The sequence below is a fragment of the Streptomyces sp. NPDC005070 genome, from assembly GCF_053600395.1.
In genome coordinates this window covers 1-2491 of the sequence record NZ_JBSFZS010000369.1, presented here as the reverse complement: position 1 = coordinate 2491, position 2491 = coordinate 1, and the positions used below count along the sequence as shown (strand labels likewise).

1 protein-coding gene is annotated in these 2491 nt (G+C 70.1%); it reads left to right on the top strand.

What is annotated here, in order from left to right:
* Positions 1–413 precede the first annotated feature (413 nt).
* Positions 414–2414 (top strand): acetate--CoA ligase, encoded by a 2001-nt coding sequence (gene acs, locus ACWEBX_RS39150; protein WP_451889469.1) that lies wholly within the window; start codon positions 414–416, stop codon positions 2412–2414.
* The last annotated feature ends 77 nt before the right edge of the window (positions 2415–2491 follow it).

Here is a 2491-nt window from a genome sequence, read left to right as displayed (position 1 = left end):
ATGTCCCGACGCGGCAGGTGAGGGGTGCCGCTGATGGGCCGAACGGGGGACGCCCCGGCACGGAGGGTGCCCCGGAGCGGGGACGCCCCGGCACGCCCCCCAGGCGTAGGCGACACCCCCAGGGACAGGCGAAGGCCCTGCGACAGGCGACGACCCAGGGACAGGCAACGCACCCAGGCATGGGCGACGCGCCCAGAAGTAGGCGACGCACCCCCGGATGAACCCGGTGGCCGGTACGTACGTGCCACAAGGGGGCAGACTCGTGCGAACTCGTGTGGTCTCGTGAAGTGCGGCGGGGCCGTACCGCGGGGCGCCGCCATGCCGTACGGACCGCGGGTTGGACCGGTAGCACGGCATAGGTCTAAACCAATTTCGGGTCGGGCCTTGTCACCGGGCTCCCGGTCTGATGAGCTGTGGCCTGGGACACAACGGACACCCTGGGAAAGGGAGATGTCGTGAGCAACGAAAGCCTGGCCAACCTGCTGAAGGAAGAGCGCAGGTTCGCGCCGCCCGCCGACCTGGCGGCGAACGCCAATGTCACCGCGGAGGCGTATGAGCAGGCCAAGGCTGACAGGCTCGGCTTCTGGGCCGAGCAGGCCCGTCGGCTGACCTGGGCCACCGAGCCGACCGAGACACTGGACTGGTCCAATCCGCCGTTCGCGAAGTGGTTCGCCGACGGCAAGCTGAACGTCGCCTACAACTGCGTGGACCGGCATGTCGAGGCCGGGAACGGCGACCGCGTCGCCATCCACTTCGAGGGCGAGCCGGGCGACAGCCGGGCCATCACCTACGCCGAGCTCAAGGACGAGGTGTCGAAGGCCGCGAACGCCCTCACCGAGCTGGGCATCGGCAAGGGCGACCGGGTCGCCGTCTACCTGCCGATGATCCCCGAGGCCGTCGTCGCGATGCTGGCGTGCGCCCGTATCGGCGCCGCGCACTCGGTGGTCTTCGGCGGGTTCTCCGCCGAGGCGATCGCCACCCGTATCCAGGACGCCGACGCCAAGCTGGTCATCACCGCCGACGGCGGTTACCGGCGCGGGAAGCCGTCCGCGCTCAAGCCCGCCGTCGACGACGCGGTGAGCCGGGTCGACGGAGTCGACAAGGTGCTGGTGGTGCGCCGCACCGGCGAGGACGTCGACTGGACCGAGGGCCGCGATGTGTGGTGGCACGACATCGTCGGACGGCAGTCGGCCGAGCACACGCCGGAGGCGTTCGACGCCGAGCAGCCGCTGTTCATCCTCTACACGTCCGGGACCACGGGTAAGCCGAAGGGCATCCTGCACACCTCGGGCGGCTACCTCACGCAGGCCTCGTACACCCACCACGCGGTCTTCGACCTGAAGCCGGAGACCGACGTGTACTGGTGCACGGCCGACGTCGGCTGGGTCACCGGGCACTCGTACATCACGTACGGACCGCTCTCGAACGGCGCGACGCAGGTCATGTACGAGGGGACGCCGGACACTCCCCACCAGGGGCGGTTCTGGGAGATCGTGCAGAAGTACGGGGTGACGATCCTCTACACGGCGCCCACGGCCATCCGTACGTTCATGAAGTGGGGCGACGACATCCCCGCGAAGTTCGACCTGTCCTCGCTGCGGGTGCTCGGATCGGTCGGCGAGCCGATCAACCCCGAGGCGTGGATCTGGTACCGCAAGCACATCGGCGGGGACCGTACGCCGATCGTCGACACCTGGTGGCAGACCGAGACCGGCGCGATGATGATCTCGCCGCTGCCCGGGGTCACCGAGACGAAGCCGGGCTCGGCGCAGCGCGCGCTGCCCGGCATCTCGGCCACGGTCGTCGACGACGAGGCGAACGAGGTGCCCGACGGCGGTGGCGGCTACCTGGTGCTCACCGAGCCGTGGCCGTCCATGCTGCGCACGATCTGGGGCGACGACCAGCGGTTCCTCGACACGTACTGGTCCCGCTTCGAGGGCAAGTACTTCGCCGGGGACGGCGCCAAGAAGGACGACGACGGCGACGTATGGCTGCTCGGGCGCGTCGACGACGTGATGCTCGTGTCCGGCCACAACATCTCGACGACCGAGGTCGAGTCGGCCCTCGTCTCCCACCCGGCGGTCGCCGAGGCGGCGGTCGTGGGTGCGGCGGACGAGACCACCGGGCAGGCGATCGTCGCCTTCGTCATCCTGCGCGGGACCGCTTCCGCCGAGGACGAAGGGCTGATGGCGGTGCTGCGCAACCACGTGGGCACCACGCTCGGCCCGATCGCCAAGCCGAAGCGGGTCCTGCCGGTGGCCGAGCTGCCGAAGACCCGGTCCGGGAAGATCATGCGCCGACTGCTGCGCGACGTGGCCGAGAACCGCGAACTCGGTGACGTCACGACGCTCACCGACTCCACGGTGATGGACCTGATCCAGGCGAAGCTGCCGGCCGCGCCCAGCGAGGACTGAGGCGGGACCGGCCCGCCGGCCCGGCCCTGAGGGGTCGGGGGGTCCGCGCTCACCTGCACCTCCCGCACCACAGCACA